The sequence below is a fragment of the Promicromonospora sp. MEB111 genome (assembly GCF_030209445.1).
GTDB lineage: Bacteria > Actinomycetota > Actinomycetes > Actinomycetales > Cellulomonadaceae > Promicromonospora.
This window is the reverse complement of sequence record NZ_JARVSD010000010.1, coordinates 153,449-168,933: the sequence shown is the minus strand read 5'-3', so window position 1 is coordinate 168,933 and position 15,485 is coordinate 153,449. Positions and strand designations below refer to the sequence as shown.

Genomic DNA, 15,485 nt, shown 5'->3' with positions numbered 1-15,485 from the left:
TTCGGGGACCGGCGACGACCGGTCGCGCGAAGGAGGCGTCCGATGGCGAAGAAGCCAGGCAGGTCGACCGGGAAGTCCACGGGAAAGAGCGCGGGGAAGCGCGCCGGCAAGGGCGGCACCGGGAGCGGCGCGAAGAGCGTCGACAAGGGTGGCGCGGGCAAGGCTGACACGGGCAAGGCCGCCGCGGGCAAGGCAGCCGTGCCGAAGGACTCCGGGAAGTCCGCATCTCCGCGGGAGCCGGGTGACCGGTGGGAGACCCCGGCGTCCGACGTGCTGCGGTGGGTGCGCGGCACCGACCTGAGCACCCTGGACCAGGCCGCCACCCCCGGCTGGGCCGGGAGCCGCGCCGACGGCGAGCGGCTCATGGCCGCACGCGGCGAGGAGCTCGCCGACCTGCAGGAGCGCCTCTTCGCGCACGGCCGCACCGGCGGTGACCGGTCCGTGCTGCTCGTGCTGCAGGGCCTGGACACCTCGGGCAAGGGCGGCATCGTGCGGCACGTGGTGGGCATGGTGGACCCGCAGGGCGTGATGCACCGCGGGTTCGGCGTGCCGACCGAGGAGGAGCGCCAGCACGACTACCTGTGGCGCATCCGCAACGCCCTGCCCCGCCCCGGCCACCTCGGGGTGTTCGACCGGTCGCACCACGAGCAGGTCCTGGTGGTCCGGGTGGACCGGCTGGAGCCGGTCCGGGTCTGGCGCAAGCACTTCGCCGAGCTGAACGCGTTCGAGACCGAGGTGGCGGCGTCGGGCACCGCGATCGTGAAGGTGACGCTCGTCGTGTCGCCCGACGAGCAGAAGAAGCGCCTGGCCAAGCGGCTGGACCGGCCCGACAAGCACTGGAAGTACAACCCGAGCGACATCGACGTGCGGCTCAAGCTGCCGCAGTACCTGGCGGCCTACCAGGAGATGCTGGACCGCACCTCCACGCAGGACGCGCCCTGGCACGTGGTGCCGGCGGACCGGAAGTGGTACGCCCGCCTGGCCGTCACCGAGCTGCTGACCGACGCCCTGCGGTCGCTGGACCTGGGCTGGCCGCCCGCCGACTTCGACGTGGCGGCGGAGAAGGCGCGGCTCGCGGAGACGTGAGCCGCACGCGGCTCAGTTCCGGCTCGCCTCGTCCTGTGTGACGAGTCGACGCCCTTCCTCGGCCAGCGCGCCCAGCCGGGACAGCGCCCGGTAGTACTTCTTGCGGTACCCGCCGGCGAGCATCTCGTCGGTGAACAGGCCGCGGGTGTCCCCCGCGCCAGCCAGCAGCACGGGCACGTCGCGGTCGTAGAGCCGGTCCACGAGCACCACGAGGCGCAGCGCGACGGCCTGCGCCGTCACCGGGTGCACGCCGGTCAGGGCGACCACGGAGACGCCGTCGAGCAGCGCGCCGTAGCGGCTGGGGTGCACGGTGGCGAGGTGCTCCAGCAGGTCGTCGAACGCGTCGAGCGTGGCGCCCGGACGGGCGGCGGCCGCCGTGACCTCGTCGACGGTCAGCGGCTCGGGGTCGGTGACGACGTCCCGGTGGCGGTAGTCCTCGCCGTCGACCCGCAGGGTCTCGAAGCGGTCGGACAGGGCCTTGATCTCCCGCTGGAAGTCCTGGGCGGCGAACCGGCCCTCGCCGAGCGCGCCGGGCAGCGTGTTCGACGTCGCGGCGAGCGCGACGCCGCGGTCGGCCAGCTCCCGCATGAGGCGCGACATGAGGGTCGTGTCGCCGGCGTCGTCGAGCTCGAACTCGTCGATGCAGACCAGCTTCTTGGTGGCCAGCGCCTCGACGGTCGGGAGGAACCCGAGGGCCCCGACGAGGTTGGTGTACTCGACGAACGTGCCGTACGCGGCCTTGTCCGGGCCGAGGGCCTCACCGACGGCGTGGGCGAGCGAGGTGAGCAGGTGCGTCTTGCCGACGCCGAAGCCGCCGTCGAGGTACACGGCGGGAGCCGGGCGGCGGCGGGCGAACAGGCCGCGCCGCGGAGCCGTGATCTCCTGCGCGATCTCCGTCAGGCGGGCCAGGGCGCGACCCTGGCTGGGGTGCGCCGGGTTGGCGCGGTAGGTCGCGAACCGCGCGGCGGCGAAGTGCCGGGGCGGTACGAGGTCGGTGACGAGCCGGTCGACGGGGACCTGCGGCCGGACGGCGCTCAGCGCCCGCGTGGTCCGGGCGGTCTGGGTGTCGGTGGTGGCGGGGGCTGTCACGAGGTAGAAGATTACCGGCGGCTCAGGTCACCGGGCGTGCCAGGAGAGCAACGTCACACGTGCACGACGGCGGGTGCGCCGGGCTGGTCGAGGATCTCGCCGAGGGCGTGGACCACCTGGGCCGGGGTTCTCGTCTCGGCCGGGTCCTCGTTGCGGTCGTCGCCCGCGACGGCATGGTCGATGACGAGCTCATGAAAACGGATGGCGCCCGAGCCGGCGTGCGGGGCCTCCAGGCGCAGCACCTGGACCAGCATCGCGAGCCCGGCCCCGGTCACGCTGATCACGCCGGACCCGGCCATGGCCTCGCGGGAGGCGGACCCGTTGAGCACGACGTACGGGTCGCCGGGTCGCAGCAGCGGGACGAGCGCGCGGGCGGCGTCGAGGTGGGCGGTGAGGTGGGAGGCGAGGGTCGCGGCCCACCGGTCCGGGTCGTCGTCCAGCAGGGCGGCGCCCTTGTGCCAGCCGCCGATGGACGCCACGACGGCGCCGGGCAGCGGGGTGCCGGCCAGGTCGCAGGCGGCGCGGACGGCGCCGGGCAGGTCGGCGACGGTGTCGTAGCGGACGGGGAGCACGCCGTCGGCGTCGGGCAGCGGACGGCGGGTCGCGGCGAGCACCGCGCGCCCGTCGGCAGCCAGGCCGCGTGCGACCCGGCTGCCGACGTATCCGCCGGCCCCGACCACGAGGACGGGGCGGGAGCTGGTCATGCGGCCCAGACTAGGTCAGGCCGCGGCCGGCTGCGGCACGCCTCTCGGGTCCGGCCCGAACCGGTTGGACCCGGGCTCGCCCGGCAGGGCGAGCAGCACGACGATGATGATGCCGCCGACGAACGGGACGAGGCACAGCAGGTAGAACCAGCCGGACTTCCCGGTGTCGTGCAGACGGCGGACACCCGCCGCGAGGAGCGGCACGAAGGCCGCGAGCGCGACGATCCCCAGGAGGGCCGAGCCGATCGACCCGAGCACCCCCGGCTCCTGCGTGACCGGGTCCATCGTGACCAGGGCCGGGATGAGAAGCACCGCGAAGATCACGGCGTTCACGATCACGAGCGCGAGGTAGAAGAACCAGTACTCGGAGGCCCGGGCACGGCCGGTGAAGTCGCCGTACCTGCGCAGGCAGGTCTGGACGGCGTCGAGGATCGACACGTGGGTCAGACCGCGGCGGCCTGGTCGACGGCCTTGGGGTCGGGGCCGAACTGGTTCGGGCCCGGGGTGCCGGCGGACGCGCCCCACACGATGATCAGGATGACGTTGACGACCGGGATCAGCAGCAGGAACGCCAGGGCGCCCGACTTGCCGGTGTCGTGCAGGCGGCGGACGATCACCGCGAGCGTCGGCAGGAGCAGCGCGAGCGCGACGAGCGAGACGACGAGGTAGCCGGTCGCCAGGGAGCCGGGCATGGTGGGCACGGCGGCGGACGGGTCGCCGGCCATGGCGTACTCCATGGTGGCCGTCGTGTAGGCCGTGAGGCCCGGCACGATGAGCGCGAAGTAGAGCACGCTCTCGACGATGACCAGGGCCAGGTAGTACCACCAGAACTCGGAGCGCCGGGCACGGCCGCTGAACGTGGCGTACTTCGACAGCACGGTCCGGATGGACTCGATGAACGACATCAGGAAGAAGCCTCTCTCACGATTTATGCCGGAAATCTCCAGCAAGTGCGCACATAGTGTCCCGATCAGTCAATAAGTGCGCAAGGCTTAAATCTGGGCAGAACTACCCATGGGTGAGAAAAGGCCCCCTAACGTGTCAGACGCTCAGGTCACCGGAGTGATCTGAGCGTCTGACACGTCGGGAGGGAGCGCCGGGGTCAGTACCCCGTGGCGGTCGGCTCCGGGTAGTACTGGGCGTACTTGCGCCGGTAGTTCTGCGTGATCGCCTCGACGATGAGCCGGCGCTTGAGGCCGGAGTCGCCGTCGTACTTCAGCGGGTTGACCACGTCGCCGCTCGCCCGCAGGGCCTTGAGCCGGTTCTTCAGCTCCGGGTCCAGCACGTACTTGGACAGCAGGCCGAAGGGCACCACCGTGTACAGCACCTCGCGGACCGCCCGCACGGGGCGGATCGGGCGGTGCAGCACCCAGTCCTCGACCAGCACGCGGGCCACGTTGGCCCCGCCCGCCGTCACGTAGTAGTTGTTCCGACCGATGCGGGGGTTCACCTCGAAGTACACGTGCTTGCCCGTGCGCGGGTCCAGCTTGTAGTCGAAGTTGGCGAAGCCCACGTATCCGGTCAGGTCGAGGAACCTCGTGGCCGCGTCCATGGCGTCGTCGTACGCCTCCACCAGGATCGCGGCCGGGATGCCGAGCGTGCCCGGCGTGTGCTCCTCCAGCAGCACCCGGCCCGTGGCCAGGAGCGTCACCTCGCCGGACGTGTCGCGGTACGCGGTCAGGGACCGCATCTGCGTCTCGTCGCCCGGGATGAACTCCTGCACCAGGAACGTGCCCGGGTAGTTCGCGTCGGCGAGGTGGCCCAGGATCACGTCGAGCTCCTCGCGGGAGTCGATGTGGTGGATCTTCGCCTTGCCGGGGAAGTCCACGTAGTACCACTCGGCGCTGTTGGACGGCTTGCCGACCACGGGGTACTGCAGGTCCACCGCGAGCCCCGGCAGCGCGGCCCGGCCGCCCTCGGCGACCAGCTTGGCCACGTCGACCGGCACCGTGCGCGGCGTCGGGATGCCGAGCTGGTCGCAGACCTGCGCGAAGCCCTCCTTGCTGCTGACCTGCTCCAGGACCGGCAGCGACGGGTACGGCAGCACGTAGCCCGCCGCCTGGAGCCGCTCCCGGTTCAGGATGACGGTACGCACGTGCCAGTCGGCGTTCGTCAGCAGCACGAGCGTCTTGTCGCGGTGCTGCTGGGCGATGCCCTCCAGGGTGGAGAGGAACACGTCGACGTCGTCCAGGCCGGGCACCACCACGTTCTCGGCGATCGCCGAGTCCTGCATCGCGCGCGTGGCCACCTTGGACAGCACGACGGCGTGCGTGCGGTACTGCTCGTGGAACGCGCGCACCAGGGCGTACATCCCGACGTCGCCGCCGATCCCCACCACCAGCATCTCGGGAGCCGTCTGCTCCCCGCCGCCTACCGGTCCCTGCTCAGCGGGGAAACCCCTCACGCCTCGGCCTCCGTGCGGTCGCCGGACCACTCCGTGTGGAAGGTGCCCTCGCGGTCGACCCGCTTGTAGGTGTGGGCGCCGAAGAAGTCGCGCTGCGCCTGCACCAGGGCGGCCGGGAGCCGCTCGGCGCGGACGCCGTCGTAGTACGCGAGCGAGGAGGAGAACGCCGGCGTGGGCACGCCGTTGCTGGCAGCACCGGCCACCACGCGCCGCCAGGCGGGCAGGCCGCTCGCGACGGCGTCGGTGAAGTACGGGTCGGCGAGCAGCAGCGGCAGGTCCGCGTCGCGCTCGTAGGCCTCGGTGATCCGGTTGAGGAACCGGGCGCGGATGATGCAGCCGCCGCGCCAGATCCGGGCCATCGCGCCCCGGTCGATGTCCCAGCCGAACTCGGCCGCGGCGGCGGCGATCTGGTCGAAGCCCTGCGAGTAGGCGACGACCTTCGAGGCGTACAGGGCCTGGCGGACGTCCTCGATGAACGCCTCGCGGTCCTTGACCTCCCACTCCTGCGCGTGCGCCGGCAGGGCCGCGCGGCCCGCCGCGCGCTGCGGCACGGAGCCGGACAGGGCGCGGGCGAACGTGGCCTCGGCGATGCCGGTGATCGGCACGCCCAGGTCCAGGCCGTTCTGCACCGTCCAGCGGCCGGTGCCCTTCTGCTCGGCCTGGTCCAGCACGATGTCGACGAACGCCTTGCCCGTGTCCGCGTCCACGTGCTGCAGCACGTCGGCCGTGATCTCGATGAGGAACGACTCCAGGTCGCCCGTGTTCCACTGCGCGAAGATCTCGCCGATCTCCGCGGCCGAGGCACCCAGCCCCTGGCGCAGCAGGTCGTACGCCTCCGCGATGAGCTGCATGTCGGCGTACTCGATGCCGTTGTGCACCATCTTGACGAAGTGGCCGGCGCCGTCGGAGCCCACGTAGGTGCAGCACGGGGTGCCGTCCACCTTCGCGGAGATGTCCTCCAGGATGGGCCCGAGCGACGCGTACGACTCGGGCGTGCCGCCCGGCATGATGGACGGGCCGTTCAGCGCGCCCTCCTCGCCGCCGGACACGCCGGTGCCGACGAAGTGCAGGCCGTGCTCCTTGAGGGCGGCCTCGCGCCGGATCGTGTCCGGGAAGTGGGCGTTGCCGGCGTCGACCACGATGTCGCCCTCCTCCAGGAGGGGCACCAGCTCGTCGATGACGGCGTCCGTGGGACCGCCGGCCTTGACCATGATGACCACCTTGCGCGGCCGCTCGAGCGACGCGACGAAGTCCGCCATCGACTCGCTGGGGACGAAGTCGCCGTCGTCACCGTGCTCCGCGACCAGCGACTCGGTCTTCGCGTACGAACGGTTGTGGATCGCCACCGTGTACCCGTGACGTGCGAAGTTCCGCGCGAGGTTGCGACCCATCACCGCCAGCCCGGTGACGCCGATCTGTGCTGTGCCTGACACGTTCTTGCTCCTTCTGCAGTGGAAACGGGCCGGCGCCCGCGTACGTGCGCCGCGACCCGTTGCCAGCCTAGTGCCCTGGCTCACTTCGCCACCCGCGCAGGTCACGATCCGGCGTCAGCCGCGCGCCTCCCCGTGGCTGCGCCGCCCCGGACGTACGGTGAAGTGGTGACCAGCGGCCCGCCCACCGGTGTTCCCGTCGACTTCGCAGCAGCCCTCGCTGACCTGCGCGGGGCGGCCCTGCGCGCCGAGGTACGCCTCACCGAGATCCCCGCCCCGCGCCGGGTGGCGCCGTTCAGCGTGGCGCTCTCCGGCGACGTCCTGCCCGGCGCGCCGCCTGCCCGGCGCGAGCCGGACCGGCCCGACGAGCACGACCACGACACCGACCCGCTCGCCACCGGCCGCTTCGTCGTGCTGCACGACCCGGCGGGCCAGGAGGCCTGGCACGGCACGTTCCGCGTGGTGACCCTGGTGCGGGCCACGCTGGAGCCCGAGATGGCCGCCGACCCGATGCTGGCCGACGTCGCCTGGTCCTGGGTGGGCGAGTGCCTCGAGTCCGCGGGCCTGGTGCCCGGCACCGACACGCTGGCCGACGGCGGCACGGTCACCCGGGTGCTGTCACAGAGCTACGGCGCCCTGGACGGCACGCCCGACGCGGTGGACCTGGAGATCCGCGCGTCGTGGACGCCCGTCGACACGCGGCTCGGGACGCACCTGCGCGCCTGGGCGGCCCTGCTCACGACGGCCGCGGGAGTGCCGCCGCTGCCCGAAGGCGTCGCGGCTCTCACCAGGCGTTTTACCGACCGATCCAGGCAACGCCATACGGTAGGCCCATGACCACCACGGAGCGAGGAGTCCCTGCGGAGACATCGACGCCCGTGCAGCCACCCGTCACACCACTGACCGAGCCCGCCGACGGGCTGCCCGATGTCGTGGCGACGCCCGGTGCGTTCGCACGTGTCGTCGAGGCGTTCGCCGCCGGCTCGGGCCCCGTGGCGGCCGACGCCGAGCGCGCCTCCGGGTACCGCTACGGGCAGGCGACCTACCTGGTCCAGGTACGACGCGCCGGGGCGGGCACGGCACTGATCGATCCCGTCGGCGTGCCCGACCTGGGCGCGCTGGGCGAGGCCGTGGGCGATGCCGAGTTCGTGCTGCACGCCGCCTCCCAGGACCTGCCGGGACTCGCCGCGCACGGCCTGCACCCGGCCCGCGTCTTCGACACCGAGCTCGCGGCGCGGCTGCTCGGCATGGAGCGCGTGGGCCTGGCCGCGGTCGTGGCCGAGGTGCTGGGGCTCGGGCTGGCCAAGGAGCACTCCGCCGTCGACTGGTCCACCCGCCCGCTGCCGGAGGACTGGCTGCGGTACGCCGCCCTCGACGTCGAGGTGCTGGTCGAGCTGCGCGACCGGCTCGCCGAGCGCCTGGAGGCGGCCGGCAAGACGCAGTGGGCCGCGCAGGAGTTCGAGGCGGTGCGCACTGCCGCGCCGCCCGCGCCGCGCGTCGACCCGTGGCGCCGCACGTCCGGCATGCACGTGCTGCGCAACCCGCGCCAGGTCGCGGCCGTGCGGGCGATGTGGGTCGCGCGGGACGCCAGCGCCCAGGCGCGCGACATCTCGCCGGGCCGGGTGCTGCCCGACCGCGCGATCGTCGCGGCGGCCAAGGCCATGCCCAGGACCGCCGGCCAGCTCGTGATGCTGCCCGAGTTCGCGGGGAAGGGCACCAAGCGCCGGGCCGCCTACTGGCAGAAGGCGATCGACGACGCGCGCGCCCTGCCCGACGCCGAGCTGCCGACCGTGCGCGGACCGCGCTCCGACGGTCCGCCGCCGCCGCGCACCTGGGGCGACCGTGACGCCGTCGCGGCGCGCCGCCTGACCGCCGCCCGCGAGCTCGTGACCGCGCTGTCCGAGGAGCTGAGCATCCCGGTGGAGAACCTGCTCCAGCCCGACGCGCTGCGCCGGCTGTGCTGGACACCGCCGTCGCCCGCGGACGCCGCCGGGATCGCCGACTTCCTGCGCGGTCGCGGCGCCCGCGAGTGGCAGGTCGGGCTCCTGGCCGAGGGCCTGGAGCGGGCGTTCGCGCAGGCCGCGCAGGACCCGGTGTGAAAGCCCCGCGCCGACCCCAGTAGAGTCGTCCCCATGCCAGCCCTGTCGGAGCCCATCACGCTCGCCGTCGACGTCGTCACCGATCCTTCGACATGGGACCGCGAGGTGCTCGCCCTGGGCGGGCACCCGCTCCAGCTGTGGGGCTGGGGCGAGGTCAAGGCGGCCGGAAGCTGGCGCGCGCACCGGCTGCGGGTCACCGAGGACGGCTCGACCGTCGGCCTCGCGCAGCTCCTCGTGCGGCCGCTGCCGGCCCAGTTCCGGGCGCTGTCCTACGTGCCGCGCGGCCCCGTCGTCGCGCACCACGACGGCGAGACCGCCCAGGCGGTCTTCGGCGTGGGCGACACCGCGACGCGCAACGCCGTGACCAACACGGTGGTGGAGTGGGCGCGCGAGAACGTGGGCGGCGTCGGCATCACCATCGAGCCCGACTGGCCCGCGGGCACCCAGCTCGACCTGGCCGGACGGCGGTACGCGCCGAACCAGATCCTCATCCCGAGCACGCTGATCCTGGACCTGACGCGCCCCGCCGACGAGCTGCTGGCCGACATGCGCAAGTCCACGCGGTACGAGATCCGCAAGGGCTCGCGGGCCGGCCTGGACATCCGCCGGGTCACCGAGGACGCCGAGGTGCTGCGGGTGCTCGACGTCTACAAGGAGACCGCGCAGCGCGCCGGGTTCGCCATCCACGCCGACGAGTACTACCTGGACATCAACCGGCAGCTCGGCGACAAGTCGGTGCTGGTGGCCACCTACATCGACGACGTGCCGGTGTGCTTCGCGTGGTGCGTCAACTCGGCCAGCACCTCGTTCCTGCTGTACGGCGGCGGCAACGACGCCGGCCGCAAGGCCACGGCCACCGCGCCCACCTACTGGCGCACCATCGAGATCGCCCGCGAGCAGGGCCTCGTGCGGTACGACATGAACGGCCTGCTCAACGACGGCATCAGCGACTTCAAGAAGAGCTTCGCGAAGCACACGGACGAGCTCGTGGGCTCGATCGACGTGTCGTTCTCGCGCTGGTACACGACCTGGAACAGCGCGCTGCCGACCGCCAAGAAGGTGGTCCGCAAGCTCCGCGGCAACTGACCCGCACCCACCCGCCGGGGCGCAGGAGCGCACACGGCTCGCCGAGCGACACGAAAGTGCGCTTCTACCCAGTCGTCGGGCCCGGAATCACGCTGATTTCGGGCCCGACGACTGGGTGGAAGCGCACTTCTTGCGTTTCGAGACTGCGTTTCAGGACCGCGCGGGACCCGGTCTCAGATCGTGCGTGCTTTTTACCGGTACTCGCGGTAGCGTGTATCTCGATCCAGCGGCGTCGCTCATGGACGCCGCCGTCCCGAAAACCCCAGGAGTTCTGCTGATGACCGCAGCCCCGGAAACACCGCGTGCCCGCCGTGCCGTACGCGACGTCGTCTTCGTCGACGGCGCCCGGACGCCGTTCGGCAAGGCCAAGCCCGACGGCATGTACGCGCAGACGCGTGCCGACGACCTGATCGTCAAGGTGGTGCGCGAGCTGCTGCGGCGGCACCCCGAGCTCCCCCCGGAGCGCATCGACGAGGTGGCGATCGCCGCCACCACGCAGCAGGGCGACCAGGGGCTCACCCTCGGCCGCACCGTGGGCATGCTGGCCGGTCTCCCCCAGTCCGTGCCGGGCTACGCCATCGACCGCATGTGCGCCGGCGCCATGACGGCCGCCACCACCACGGCCGCGGGCATCGCCATGGGCGCCGCCGACGTCGTGATCGCGGGCGGCGTGGAGCACATGGGCCGCCACCCGATGGGCTTCGACGCCGACGTCAACCCCCGGTTCGTGGCCGAGAAGCTCGTGGACCCGCAGGCCCTGAACATGGGCGTCACCGCGGAGAACCTGCACGACAAGTTCCCGCAGCTCACCAAGGAGCGCGCCGACCGGTTCGCCGTCGAGTCACAGGCCAAGTACGCCAAGGCGCTGGCCAACGGGAACATCGACCCGGACCTGGTCCCCGTCGCCGTCCGCTCCGCGGAGCTGGGCTGGGGCCTGGCCACCGCCGACGAGCTGCCCCGCCCGGAGACCTCCTTCGAGTCCATCCAGGGCCTCAAGACGCCGTTCCGCGCGGGCGGCCGCGTCACCCCCGCGACGTCGTCCCCGCTGACCGACGGCGCCACGGGCGCCATCCTGGCCGCCGGCGACGTCGCCGCCGAGCTGGGCCTGCCCGCGAAGATGCGCCTGGTGTCCTACGGGTACGCCGGCGTGCCGCCGGAGATCATGGGCTACGGCCCGGTGCCCTCCACCGAGAAGGCGCTGAAGGCCGCGGGCCTGACCATCGACGACATCGGCCTGTTCGAGCTGAACGAGGCGTTCGCCGTGCAGGTGCTGTCCTTCCTGGACCACTACGGCATCGCCGACGACGACCCGCGCGTCAACCCCTACGGTGGCGCGATCGCCATGGGCCACCCCCTGGCCAGCTCCGGCGTACGCCTCATGACGCAGCTCGCCCGCCAGTTCGAGCAGCACCCCGAGGTCCGCTACGGGCTGACCGCCATGTGCGTGGGCCTGGGCCAGGGCGGCAGCGCCATCTGGGAGAACCCGCACCACGCCGACTACTCCGGCCACACGGACGAGGAGAACTGACCCGTGCCTGAGACCACCACCCCCAGCGCTCCGGCGGAGCGCGTCACCCACTCGCTCGTCCGCGACGTCACCCTGCCGGGCGGCGCCGGCGTCCTCGCGCTGGTCACGCTCGACAACGGCCTGGACCACACCAAGCCGAACACGCTCGGGCCGGCCGGCATGGCCGAGCTCAAGGCGGCCCTGGAGATCGTCCGCACCCGCGCCGAGGCCGGCGAGCTCGCCGCCGTCGGCGTGACGGGCAAGCCGTACTTCCTCGCCGCCGGCGCCGACCTCAAGGGCGTCACCACCCTGAACGGCCACGACGAGGCCGTCGAGCTGGGCCGCATGGGCCACGCCGCGTACACGATCCTGGGCGACCTGCGCGCTGCCACGGGCGTGCCGACGTTCGCGTTCGTCAACGGCCTCGCGCTCGGCGGCGGCCTCGAGGTCGCCCTGAACTGCGACTACCGCACCGTGGCGTCCGACGCCGCCGCGCTCGGCCTGCCCGAGACCGGCATCGGCCTGGTGCCCGGCTGGGGCGGCGCCTACCTGGTGCCGCGCCTGGTCGGCGTGGAGAAGGCCGTCGAGGTCATCCTCACCCGCCCGGCCGCGAACAAGCCCTTCAAGCCCGCCGAGGCGCTGAAGATCGGCCTGGTGGACGCGCAGTTCGACGCCGCCGACTTCCTGGAGCAGTCCATCATCTGGGCCGCCAAGGTGGTCACCGGCGCGATCGAGGTGCCGCGCCGCGAGCTCGACCCGCAGCCCGTGTGGGACGCCGTCGTCGGCGCCGCGAAGGCGCAGCTCGACGCCGTGGTCGGCACCTCGCGCCCGGCCCCGGGCCGCGCCCTGGAGCTGATCGCCGCCGCCCGCAACGCCACGAAGGCGGACGCGTTCGCCGCCGAGGACCAGGCCCTCGCGGACCTGATCATGTCGGACGAGATGCGCGCCAGCATCTACGCGTTCAACCTGGTGGGCGCCGGCAAGAAGCCCGTGGGCGCGCCGGACCCGCAGCTCGCCCGGCCGATCACCCGGGTCGGCGTCGTGGGCGCGGGCCTGATGGCCGCCCAGATGGCGTTCCTCTTCGCGCAGCGCCTCGGCGTGCCCGTCGTCATGCGCGACCTCGACCAGGAGCGCGTGGACAAGGGTCTGGCCTTCGTGCGCGAGACGGCCGAGAAGCTGGCCGGCCGCGGGCGCCTGACGCCGGAGGCCGCGACCCGCATCGTCTCCTCGGTGTCCGGCACCACGGACATCGGCGAGTTCGCCTCGTGCGACTTCGTCATCGAGGCCGTCACAGAGGTGATGGGACTCAAGAAGAAGGTGTTCGCCGAGCTGGAGGGCGTGATCGCCCCCGAGACCATCCTGGCGACCAACACCTCGGCGCTGTCCGTCACCGAGATGGCGGCCGACCTGGCCCACCCGGAGCGCGTGGTCGGCATCCACTTCTTCAACCCGGTGGCCCAGATGCCGCTGGTCGAGGTGATCAACGCCGACAAGACGTCGCAGGAGGCCCTGGCCACGGCGTTCGCGGTCACCAAGAAGCTCCGCAAGACCGCGGTCCTGGCGGGCGACCGCCCGGGCTTCGTGGTCAACCGGCTGCTGCTGCTCGTCATGGGCAAGGTCATGGACGCCATCGAGAACGGCACGCCGGTCGACGTGGCCGACCGCGCGCTGGCGCCGCTCGGCTTCCCGATGCCGACGTTCGAGCTGCTGGACCTGGTCGGCCCCGCCGTCGGCCTGCACGTGCTCACCTCGCTGCGCGAGGACCTGGGCGACCGGATCCCGGCCTCCCCCGGGCTGCAGAAGCTGGTGGCCGACGGCACCCGCGTGGTGCTCGACGCGCCGGCCAAGGGCCTGCCCAAGCCCGTCGACCCGGCCATCCAGGCCGTGTTCGGCGACGCGCTCACGCCGGGCGAGACCGGCCGCCACGGCGAGGTCGTGCTCGACGGCGACGGCGTGCTCGACGCGGTGCTCACCACCCTGACCACCGAGATCGGCCTCATGCTGGAGGAGGGCGTGGTGCCCGGGCCGCAGCAGATCGACCTGGCCATGATCCTCGGCGCCGGCTGGGGCTTCCACACGGGCGGCATCACGCCGTACCTGGACCGCACGGGCTACAGCGAGAAGGTCCTGGGCAGCCGGTTCCTGCCGGACGGCGTGGCGAACGTCCCCGTCGGCTGAGCCGGAGCCGGCTAGCACCACCCGCGGGACCCTCCGACGCCCGGCGCACACGACGTGCCCCGGTGTCGGAGGGTCCCGCTACGCTCTGCGAACATGACAGCCGCCGGACCGGTCACGCGCGCGCACTACGTCGTCGTCGGCGACGGTCCCCTCGCCTTCCGCCTCACCCGGGCCCTCAGCACCCGCTTCCGGGGCACTGTCGCGGTGCTGGTGCCCGACCGCACGTCGCGGTACGCCCAGGAGATGGCCGTGCTGGACGGCGTGGACGTCCTGGGGGCCGAGCGCGTCGACGAGAGGGCCCTCCTGGCGGCGGGCACGGACCGGGCCGCCGCGGCCGCCCTCGTGGACCAGGACGACGGCGGCAACGTGGCCCTCGCGCTCCTGCTGCGCGAGACCTGGCCCGCGCTGCACGTCGTGGTCCGCATCTTCGACGAGTCGCTGGGCCGGCACCTGGAGCACGACCGCTGCACGGTCCTGTCGTCGTCCGCGTTCGCCGCACCCGAGATCGTCGGCGCGGCGCTGCGGCGCCAGGTGCGGCTGCCGGTGCGGCACCGTCGCCTCGTCACCGTCTCGGACGAGGAGCCGTCGCTACCGACCCGCATGGTCCTGTTCGCGACCGACGGGGCCGACACGGTGGTGGCCCTGCCGAGCGAGCGCGAGCTGGCGGCGCTGACCCCCAAGGTCCTCCTGGCGGACGCCGGCGAGGACGACGTGCTGCCGGAGGTGCGGGCGGAGCTGGAGCCCGACGAGGACGAGGTGGACCCGCACCGGCCCCGCCGGTTCGGCGAGTACCTGCGGACCCTGGCGCTCACGTCCGGGTGGAACCTCCTGCTCGCCGCCGGGGTGCTCCTGGTGGTGGTGCTCGTCGGCGCCGTGACCATCAAGCTGGCCACCGGCGCGTCGTTCCTCGGCGCGCTGTACGAGGCCGTGCTGCCCTCCCTGGCGGGCAGCGATCCCGACCACGACGCGCACCCGGTCGTGAAGGTCACGCAGGTGGCGCTGACGGTCGTCAGCGTCGCCGTCATCCCCTGGGTCACGGGTGTGGTGGTCGACGGCGTGGTGCGCACCCAGCGGCTGCTCGACACCGGCTCCCCGCTGCACGCGATGTCCGACCACGTGGTCGTCGTCGGCATGGGGGACCTCGGCACGCGCATCGTGCGCTCCCTGGACCGCCGCGGCGTGCCGGTGATCGCCGTCGACGTCGACGAGTCCGCCCGCGGCATCGCGGTGGCGCGCGCCCGGGACGTGCCGGTGGTGATCGGCGACGCCCGGCGGGCCACGACCCTGCGCGGCGCGTACGTCGGGGCCGCCCAGGCGATCGTCGTGGTCACGAGCGGCGGCGCCACGACCATCGGGATCAGCTTCGCGGCCCGCTCGATCCCGCGGGCCAAGGACGCCCCGGCGAGCCTGCGCACGGTCCTGCGGGTGTTCGACCGGGACCTGGCCCGCCGCATCCGGCGCGAGATCCCGGACTCCGTGGGGCTCAGCTCGTCGTTCCTGGCCGCGCCGTCCTTCGCGGCGGCGATGATCGGCCAGGAGGTCAAGGCCACCGTCCCCTACCGGGACCGGGTGCTGGTGCTCGCCGAGATCCTGGTCGAGCGCGGCAGCGCGCTCGACGGCGCGCACAGCAGCGACGTCGGCCTCGACGAGGGCGGGGCCGTGGCCCGGGAGCCCGACGGCGACGGGCCGCCCGTGCGCAGCCGCCTGCTGGCGATCGACTCGGTGACCCACTCGAGCGGCGGGGGCGGGCGCATGTTCGAGCCCTCGCAGGGCCGCACGCTGAACCCGGGCGACCGGGTGTTCGTCATCGCGACCACCGCGGGCCTGCTCCACCTGCGCGACCTGGCGAGCGCCCCGGCGGGCCTGACCCGGGCGGCGAGCGGCCTGAACGACTGACCCGGG

General features: G+C 73.1%; 13 protein-coding genes. 7 read left to right on the top strand and 6 right to left on the bottom strand.

Features of this window, described 5'->3' with window-relative positions:
• Window positions 1-42: 42 nt before the first annotated feature.
• Window positions 43-1,086 carry a PPK2 family polyphosphate kinase gene (locus QRN56_RS12560; RefSeq protein ID WP_285103673.1) on the top strand — a complete coding sequence of 348 codons (1,044 nt, stop codon included), beginning with the start codon at window positions 43-45 and terminating at the stop codon, window positions 1,084-1,086.
• Between the two features lie 12 nt (window positions 1,087-1,098).
• Here QRN56_RS12560 and zapE read toward each other — a convergent pair whose 3' ends face one another.
• From zapE to gnd, 6 genes are all read right to left on the bottom strand, one after another.
• Entirely contained in the window at window positions 1,099-2,175 is a 1,077-nt protein-coding gene (zapE, locus tag QRN56_RS12555; RefSeq protein ID WP_285103671.1) for a cell division protein ZapE, read from the bottom strand.
• Between the two features lie 53 nt (window positions 2,176-2,228).
• On the bottom strand, window positions 2,229-2,879 hold the full coding sequence (locus tag QRN56_RS12550) for an SDR family oxidoreductase (protein WP_285103669.1): 651 nt from the start codon (window positions 2,877-2,879) through the stop codon (window positions 2,229-2,231).
• 15 nt (window positions 2,880-2,894) lie between these two features.
• A complete protein-coding gene (locus tag QRN56_RS12545; RefSeq protein WP_285103668.1) occupies window positions 2,895-3,317 on the bottom strand; it encodes a DUF805 domain-containing protein in 423 nt (140 codons plus the stop codon).
• Window positions 3,318-3,322: 5 nt separating this feature from the next.
• Window positions 3,323-3,784: a DUF805 domain-containing protein gene (locus tag QRN56_RS12540; RefSeq protein WP_285103666.1), complete on the bottom strand. Its 462-nt coding sequence runs from the start codon at window positions 3,782-3,784 to the stop codon at window positions 3,323-3,325.
• A gap of 197 nt (window positions 3,785-3,981) precedes the next feature.
• Complete coding sequence (locus QRN56_RS12535) at window positions 3,982-5,283, bottom strand: carboxylate--amine ligase (RefSeq protein WP_285103664.1); 1,302 nt, start codon at window positions 5,281-5,283, stop codon at window positions 3,982-3,984.
• Window positions 5,280-6,716: an NADP-dependent phosphogluconate dehydrogenase gene (gene gnd, locus QRN56_RS12530; protein WP_285103662.1), complete on the bottom strand. Its 1,437-nt coding sequence runs from the start codon at window positions 6,714-6,716 to the stop codon at window positions 5,280-5,282. The genes QRN56_RS12535 and gnd overlap by 4 nt, the downstream gene beginning before the upstream one ends.
• Window positions 6,717-6,881: 165 nt before the next feature.
• Here gnd and QRN56_RS12525 point away from each other — a divergent pair, with 165 nt between their 5' ends.
• The 6 genes from QRN56_RS12525 to QRN56_RS12500 all read left to right on the top strand — a co-directional run bounded on the left by QRN56_RS12525 (window position 6,882) and on the right by QRN56_RS12500 (window position 15,479).
• The gene (locus QRN56_RS12525) at window positions 6,882-7,550 is read left to right on the top strand and encodes a DUF3000 domain-containing protein (protein WP_285103660.1); all 669 of its coding nucleotides are present in this window, start codon (window positions 6,882-6,884) and stop codon (window positions 7,548-7,550) included.
• Window positions 7,547-8,812: an HRDC domain-containing protein gene (locus QRN56_RS12520; RefSeq protein WP_285103658.1), complete on the top strand. Its 1,266-nt coding sequence runs from the start codon at window positions 7,547-7,549 to the stop codon at window positions 8,810-8,812. Before QRN56_RS12525 ends, QRN56_RS12520 begins: the two co-directional genes overlap by 4 nt.
• A gap of 33 nt (window positions 8,813-8,845) precedes the next feature.
• Complete coding sequence (locus QRN56_RS12515) at window positions 8,846-9,898, top strand: lipid II:glycine glycyltransferase FemX (RefSeq protein ID WP_285103657.1); 1,053 nt, start codon at window positions 8,846-8,848, stop codon at window positions 9,896-9,898.
• 277 nt (window positions 9,899-10,175) lie between these two features.
• On the top strand, window positions 10,176-11,426 hold the full coding sequence (locus QRN56_RS12510) for a thiolase family protein (protein WP_285103656.1): 1,251 nt from the start codon (window positions 10,176-10,178) through the stop codon (window positions 11,424-11,426).
• Between the two features lie 3 nt (window positions 11,427-11,429).
• Window positions 11,430-13,583 carry a 3-hydroxyacyl-CoA dehydrogenase NAD-binding domain-containing protein gene (locus QRN56_RS12505; protein ID WP_285103654.1) on the top strand — a complete coding sequence of 718 codons (2,154 nt, stop codon included), beginning with the start codon at window positions 11,430-11,432 and terminating at the stop codon, window positions 13,581-13,583.
• 93 nt (window positions 13,584-13,676) lie between these two features.
• The gene (locus QRN56_RS12500; RefSeq protein WP_285103652.1) at window positions 13,677-15,479 is read left to right on the top strand and encodes a potassium channel family protein; all 1,803 of its coding nucleotides are present in this window, start codon (window positions 13,677-13,679) and stop codon (window positions 15,477-15,479) included.
• The last annotated feature ends 6 nt before the right edge of the window (window positions 15,480-15,485 follow it).